Annotated in this window: 8 protein-coding genes; 4 read left to right on the top strand and 4 right to left on the bottom strand. The window is 63.9% G+C overall.

Annotation, left to right across the window (positions count from 1 at the left end):
• The first annotated feature begins 158 nt into the window (after positions 1-158).
• The gene (locus AC1DQK_RS15595) at positions 159-944 is read left to right on the top strand and encodes an SDR family NAD(P)-dependent oxidoreductase (RefSeq protein WP_477872115.1); all 786 of its coding nucleotides are present in this window, start codon (positions 159-161) and stop codon (positions 942-944) included.
• On the opposite strand, the gene AC1DQK_RS15600 is transcribed toward AC1DQK_RS15595, so the two are convergent.
• The 4 genes from AC1DQK_RS15600 to petA form a co-directional block, all read right to left on the bottom strand.
• Complete coding sequence (locus AC1DQK_RS15600) at positions 937-1,800, bottom strand: phosphorylase family protein (RefSeq protein WP_477872117.1); 864 nt, start codon at positions 1,798-1,800, stop codon at positions 937-939. The two genes, AC1DQK_RS15595 and AC1DQK_RS15600, sit on opposite strands and share 8 nt — an antisense overlap.
• Before the next feature lie 88 nt (positions 1,801-1,888).
• Positions 1,889-2,731 carry a cytochrome c1 gene (locus AC1DQK_RS15605; protein ID WP_477872119.1) on the bottom strand — a complete coding sequence of 281 codons (843 nt, stop codon included), beginning with the start codon at positions 2,729-2,731 and terminating at the stop codon, positions 1,889-1,891.
• Between the two features lie 16 nt (positions 2,732-2,747).
• Complete coding sequence (locus tag AC1DQK_RS15610; RefSeq protein WP_477872121.1) at positions 2,748-4,034, bottom strand: cytochrome b; 1,287 nt, start codon at positions 4,032-4,034, stop codon at positions 2,748-2,750.
• Between the two features lie 11 nt (positions 4,035-4,045).
• Positions 4,046-4,612: a ubiquinol-cytochrome c reductase iron-sulfur subunit gene (gene petA, locus AC1DQK_RS15615; RefSeq protein ID WP_477872124.1), complete on the bottom strand. Its 567-nt coding sequence runs from the start codon at positions 4,610-4,612 to the stop codon at positions 4,046-4,048.
• Between the two features lie 194 nt (positions 4,613-4,806).
• Between petA and AC1DQK_RS15620 the strand changes: the two genes are divergently transcribed.
• The 3 genes from AC1DQK_RS15620 to AC1DQK_RS15630 are packed head-to-tail and all read left to right on the top strand — an operon-like array spanning position 4,807 to position 6,741.
• Positions 4,807-5,256, top strand: coding sequence for a tRNA (cytidine(34)-2'-O)-methyltransferase (locus AC1DQK_RS15620; protein WP_477872126.1), 450 nt, complete (start codon positions 4,807-4,809; stop codon positions 5,254-5,256).
• A complete protein-coding gene (gene hemF / locus AC1DQK_RS15625; RefSeq protein ID WP_477872128.1) occupies positions 5,253-6,113 on the top strand; it encodes an oxygen-dependent coproporphyrinogen oxidase in 861 nt (286 codons plus the stop codon). The genes AC1DQK_RS15620 and hemF overlap by 4 nt, the downstream gene beginning before the upstream one ends.
• Before the next feature lie 43 nt (positions 6,114-6,156).
• A complete protein-coding gene (locus tag AC1DQK_RS15630; protein ID WP_477872130.1) occupies positions 6,157-6,741 on the top strand; it encodes a GNAT family N-acetyltransferase in 585 nt (194 codons plus the stop codon).
• Positions 6,742-6,975: the final 234 nt, after the last annotated feature.

A 6,975-nucleotide genomic window follows, 5' to 3' on the forward strand; every position in this document is an offset into this window, starting at 1 on the left:
CGTCGCAGGGGCGATAATCTCTTACAACCGGAGCGGCAGATCATCGCAAATGAGATGGTTGCACCGCCGGGGGTGCTTATGCGGTGTCGGTGGAGTTATCCGGTGGCTCGAGCGTAGCCAGGCAGGCGGCGTACCTGCCGATGATGTGAGGATGGGTCTTGGACGAGATCGAACAATTGCTCCGGCTGGACGGCAAGGTAGCACTGGTGACCGGTGGGGGCCGGGGCATCGGCGCCGCCGCCAGCACGTTGTTCACCCGCGCAGGCGCCGGGGTCGCCGTCTGCGACATCGACCCGGACACCGCGGCTGACGTGGCAAGCCCCTTGCCGGGCGCACGGGCATATCAGGCGGATATCTCCGACGAGCAGGCCGTCGAACAGCTTTTTGCGCAGGCAGTGTCTGACTTCGGCCGGCTCGATATCCTCGTCCATGTGGCGGCGATCTTCCCAAAGCGCCCATTCCTGGAGATGACCGCTGCACAATGGGACCAGCTTCAGGCGGTGAATACGCGTGGTACGTTTCTCGTCATGCGGGAGGCGATCAAGGCGATGAAGCAGGGCGGGCGCGGAGGCGCGATCGTCAACGTCTCCTCCGTCAGCGGCGAACGGGCTGCGGTCACGCATAACAGCTCCTATGGCGCCTCCAAGGCGGCGGTGACCAACCTCACACGGTCGGTCGCGCTCGAGGTCGCCAGCGACGGGATCCGCGTAAACGCGGTGCTGCCCGGCGGCGTCGCGACGGAAGGGGCGAAGGAGGCCACCGACCTGATGAAGCAACAGGGGCTGCAGATTGGCGGACCGATGACGATCCCCGGGCGTCTCCCGCTCGGTCGAATGGCCGAGCCGCTCGAGATCGCCAATGCCTGCCTGTTCTTCGCCGCCCCGGCCTCTTCTTATATCACCGGGCAGGCGCTGGCCGTGGATGGCGGCTTCCTGATCAGCTGAACAGCCTCGGCGTCAGCGTCGCCAGACGCCGACGCGTCGCTACCGGCCAGGCTTCGCGCGCCGTTATAATGGCGCCGTCAAGCGCATGGTCGCAGCCTTCCCGGCAGGCTGTGCCGCCATCGGTGCGGCCCGCCACCGCGGCAACCAACGCCTGGGCACGCGTGACATTGGCGTTCATGATCGCGATCACCGTAGATACGTCGACATGATCGTCGGACCAGGCGTCATGATCGGTCACCATCGCCACGCTCGCATAGCAAAGCTCAGCCTCGCGGGCGAGCCGGGCTTCCGGCAGTCCGGTCATGCCAACCACGTCACAGCCCCAGCTTTTGTGGAGCAGTGATTCGGCGCGCGTGGAGAATTGCGGGCCTTCGATCACGAGCATCGTGCCCCCGATCCGATGCGCGCCACCGTCGGAAAGCAGCGCCGCTGCGACGGCATCGCCCAGCCTGGCGCAGGTCGGGCAGCCGAACCCCACATGCCCGACGATGCCGTCTCCGAAGAAGCTGCGCCCGCCGCGCACGGTGCGATCGACATATTGATCCACCATCACGAAGGTGCCCGGCGGAACATCTTCCCTGAACCCGCCGACCGCCGACACCGCCAGGATCTCTGTGCAGCCCGCCGCCTTGAGCGCCGCGATGTTCGCGCGATAGTTCACCTCGCCAGGCGCCATCCTATGGCCTCGTCCATGGCGCGGCAGGAAGGCGATCTCGCGCTCGCCGATCGTGCCGATGAGCAGCGCGTCCGATGGCTTTCCCCACGCGGTATCGACATCGATCCACTCGCCATCGGCGAGCGCCGGCATCCGATAGAGCCCGCTGCCGCCGATGAGGCCGAGCCGGTTGGTGGTCATTGCCGGCTATCTCCTGCCAGAATATGAGAAACGAAAAAGGCCGCCCGGCTTCGCCGGACGGCCCCTTTTCTCATCGAGCCGCATAGGCTCAGTGCTTAATGCCCGCCCAGATGTTCCGGTAGGACAGATAGGCCAGCGTGGTCGCGATCAACAGGAAGATGATCACTGCGAGCCCGGCCCGATGCCGCGCCTCGAGTTTGGGCTCGGCCGTCCAGGTGAGGAACGCCGCGACGTCCTTCGCCATCTGGTCGACGGTCGCCTTGGTGCCGTCGGCGTAAGTCACCTGCCCATCCGCCACCAGCGGCGGCGGCATCGCGATGTTGAGGTTCGCGAAATAGGGGTTGTAATGCAGCGACGGCGGCGTCTTCGAATCCGGGAACTTCTTGAGCAGTTCCGCGGGCTGCGCCTGATAGCCGGTCAGCAGCGAATAGACATAGGCCGGCCCGTCATGACGCGCCTTGGTCATCAGCGATAGATCCGGCGGCAACGCGTTGTTGTTGCCAGCCCGCGCCGCGACCTCGTTCGGATAGGGCGACGGGATCTTGTCCGCAGGCGTGCCCTTGCGGGTCGCCGGCTCGCCGGTCTCGGGGTTGATCGAGGGAACCTCGGTCGACCAGCCCTTGGCAATCGCCTTGACCTCGGGATCGGTGAACCCGAGATCCGCAAAGTCGCGGAACGCGACCTGATGAAGCGAATGGCAGGCCGAGCAGACTTCCTTGTAAACCTGGAAGCCGCGCTGCAGCTGCTGGCGGTCGAACTTGCCGAACGGCCCGTCCGACGCGAACGAGACTTCCTTCGGGTGAAGGTGGAACTCGTGCTCGGCGGTGGGCTGCGGCGGCTCGCTGATATAGGCGGCCGCGCCCATGATCAGCGAGTAGAGCAGGATCCCGGCAAAGCCGAGGCCTACCAAGAATGCGACGGGACGAACCATGGTCTCTATATCCCCTTTAGGCCTGCGTGCTCGTCGAGAGCGTTGCGCCGCTCTTTCCTTCCAGCACCGCCTCGGTGATCGAGTTGGGCAACGGCAACGGACGCTCCATCCGCGACACGATCGGCAGGATGATCAGGAAGTGCGCGAAATAATAAGCTGCGGCGAGCTGCGAGATCATCACATAAGGCTCTTCCGCCGGCGATCCGCCGCAATAGCCCAGCACGATCACGTCGGCGCACAGCAGCCAGAAGAACTTCTTGAACGCCGGGCGATAATTGCCCGAGCGCACCGGTGACTTGTCGAGCCACGGCAGGAAGAACAGCAGCAGGATCGCCGAGAACATCGCCACCACGCCCAGCAGCTTGGCCGGGATGCCGAAGATGTTGAAGGTGAAGGCGCGCAGGATCGCGTAGAAGGGCCAGTAATACCATTCGGGCACGATGTGCGCCGGCGTCGAGAGCGGGTTGGCCGGGATGTAATTATCCGGGTGGCCGAGCGCGTTCGGCGCGTAGAACAGCACCAGGCAGTAGAGGATCAGGAACACGCCCAGTCCGAAACCATCCTTGGCGGTGTAATAGGGGTGGAATGGAACCGTGTCCTGCGGCCCCTTCACCTCGATGCCGGTCGGATTGCTCGAACCGGGGATATGCAGCGCCCAGATGTGCAGGATGATGACACCCGCAATCACGAACGGCAGCAGATAATGCAGCGAGAAGAAGCGGTTAAGCGCGGCGTTATCCGGCGCGAAGCCGCCCAGCAGCCAGGTCTGGATCGGCGTGCCGACAATCGGGATGGCGCCGAACAGGCCGGTGATCACCTTGGCGCCCCAGAAGCTCATCTGCCCCCAGGGAAGCACATAGCCCATGAAGCCCGTGGCCATCATCAGCAGATAGATGACGAGGCCGAGCAGCCACACCATCTCGCGCGGCGCCTTGTACGATCCATAATAGAGGCCGCGGAAGATGTGGAGATAGACCACGATGAAGAAGAAGCTCGCGCCGGTGGCGTGCGCGTAGCGCAGCATCCAGCCCGAGTTCACATCGCGCATGATGTGCTCGACCGAGTCGAACGCCACCGCGCCATTGGCGGCATAATGCATCGCCAGGATGATGCCGGTGATGATCTGGATGCCCAGCGCAGCGCCCGAAAGCACGCCGAAGTTCCAGAAATAGTTCAGGTTGCGCGGCACCGGATAGCCCGCACCGATCGCATTGTAGACGAGGCGCGGCAGCGGAAGCCGCTCGTCGAGCCACTGCATCATCGGATGCTTAGGCGCGTAATGATTTGCCCAGGGGAAGCTCATGTCGTTCTACCTCAGCCCACTGCCACGACGGTGTCGGATTTGAAGGCATATTTCGGCACTTCGAGATTCTTCGGCGCCGGGCCTTTGCGGATGCGCGCGGCGGTGTCGTAGGACGAGCCGTGGCAAGGGCAGAAATAACCGCCAAACTCGCCCTTGATCTCGCCTTCGCCGGCCCCCAGCGGAACGCAGCCGAGATGGGTGCAGACACCCATCGTGATCAGCCACTGCTTCTTGCCGCCGACGGTACGCTGCTCGAGCGTCTGCGGATCGCGCAGCGACGCCGGGTCCACCTTGTCGGCAGCGGCGATTTCGGCCGCAGTCAGGTGGCGGACGAACAGCGGCTGCTTGCGGAAGATCGTTTTGATCGCCTGGCCTTCCTTGATCGCCGAGAGATCGACCTCGATCGACGCCAGAGCGAGCACGTCGGCCGAAGGATTCATCTGATTGATCAGGGGAAGCAAGACCGTCGCGGCGCCGACGCCTGCGAAACTCACTGCCGCTATGTTAATGAAATCACGGCGACGGACGCCGTTTCCGGCGTCTTCGCCGGGCGTATCTATATGTTCGAGCGTCGCCATTCCGGAACCCTTGCGCTGCCACGATGCTGGCGCGTGCGACGAGGGTAAGAGCGAACTGCCATTGCCCCCTGCGCATGCGCGACCGCCCGCAAAATCCCCGGCGGCTGCGCGCTGATAGCGCCGGTTCGTCGGCTTTGCCAATCCCATTTCACGATTATTGCCGCATCGCGACACATTCCGATATCAGCAGGAACATGCGGATCGCCCTATACCAGCCGGATATCGCCGGAAACGTCGGCACAATTCTCCGACTCGCCGCGTGTCTCGGCGTCGCCATCGACATCATCGAACCTTGCGGATTCGCCTTTTCGGATCGGGGCCTGAAGAGATCCGGCATGGATTACGCTGCGGACGCGGACATTGTCCGCCATGCCGACTGGGAAGCGTTCAACAGCGGCAGGCGCGGCCGCATCGTGCTTCTATCGACCCGCAGCGAGCTGACGCTCGTCGATGCCTGCTTCGCGGCCGATGACATATTGCTGTTCGGGTCGGAGGGCGCAGGTGTACCACCCAGCGTCCACGATCAGGCGGATCTGCGCGTCTGCATTCCGATGCGGCCGGGTTTCCGGTCCTTGAATGTCGCGGTCTCGGCTGGCATCGCGCTCGCCGAAGCGCTGCGACAAACCAAAGGATGGCCCGAATGACATTGCAACTCGATGCTGATCAGGCGGCGGCACGGGCCTGGTTCGAGTCCCTGCGCGACCGTATCTGCGCCACGTTCGAGGCGATCGAGGCCGAGGCCGGCAGCGACGCGCGCTTCACTTACTCGCCCTGGAATCGCGATGGCGATCCAGAAGCCAAGGGCGGAGGCGGCGTCCAGGGACTGATGAAGGGCCGGGTGTTCGAGAAGGTCGGGGTCAACGTCTCGACCGTCGGCGGCGCCTTCGCACCCGAATTCGCCAGCACCATCCATGGCGCAGGCGCCGACAATCCGGCGTTCTTCGCGACCGGCATCAGCCTCGTCGCGCACATGGCCAATCCGCACGTTCCAGCGGTCCACATGAATACCCGCTTCCTCAACACCACGAAGCGCTGGTTCGGCGGCGGTGCGGACCTCAACCCCCCGCTCCCCTATGCCGCGGACACCGAAGCCTTCCACGCGCGCCTGAAGCTCGCCTGCGATACACATGCGCCCGACTATTATGAACGCTTCAGCAAGTGGGCCGACGACTATTTCTGGATTCCGCACCGCCAGGTCCATCGCGGCGTGGGGGGCATCTTCTACGACCATCTCGACTGCGACGGACCAGCCGACTTCGACGCCCATTTTGCCTTCACGCGTGATGTCGGCGATGCCTTTCTCGACATCTTCCCGAAGATCGTGCGCGCCCGCATGGCCGCTACGGCGACCGAGGACGACCGACGCCGCATGCTCGCCTTCCGCGGCCGCTATGCCGAGTTCAATCTCGTCTATGACCGGGGAACATCGTTCGGCCTGAAGACCGGGGGCAACATCGACGCGATCCTGATGAGCCTGCCGCCGGTGGCGACATGGGAGTAGCGGACAGCATCCACGACCTGGCAGGGAGGCTGAAACAAACGCGATGCCGCTGACGTCGGTCCCTTCGCACATGATAGCCACCATCGTCACATCTCTGGAGATGCGCGAACGGCCAAAGGCACGGATGCTGCCGGCGGCACCGTTCCGGCTGACGCGCTGGAAACAGCCCGGCGCTGCGAAATATCAGGCGCTGTTCCGCCGCATCGGCGAACCCTGGATGTGGTTTTCAAGGCTGGTGATGGCCGAGGACGAGTTGCTCGCGACCATCCATCATCCTGCGGTCGAGATTTATGCGGTGGAGGATCGGCGGGGGATCGAAATCGGGCTGCTGGAGCTCGATCGCAGGCAGCAGGGCGAGGTGGAAATCGGCTTTTTCGGGTTCGTCACCGAACTGACCGGCAAGGGTCATGGCAACTGGCTGATGGCGCAGGCGCTGGCGCTGGGCTGGCGTCAGGACACCAGGCGGATGTGGGTCCATACCTGCACGCTCGATCACCCCGGCGCGCTCGGCTTCTACCGGCGGCACGGCTTCGTCGCGTTCGAGCGCGCGGTCGAGACCTTCGCGGATCCGCGACTGGCAGGTATATTGCCGCGCGAGGCTTGCCCGCACATCCCGGTGCTTGGGTAACGCGATTTGCAGTCAGCTGGAATCAGCTGACGACTCGGAAACCACGGTAGAACAACAGCATGGAGCGGCTAGCCCGGTGATCAAGGTCTAGGCTGAATCGACATTCAGCACCAGAAGCTGAGGGCAGCGAGGCATAGGCTAGCGAGATAGTTTTGCGGGATGCGATCGTATCGTGTGGCGATACGGCGTAGCTGCTTGAGTTTACCGATGGTCCGTTCGATGCGATTGCGCAGC

It is taken from the genome of Rhizorhabdus sp. P4_G5 (genome assembly GCF_056401065.1).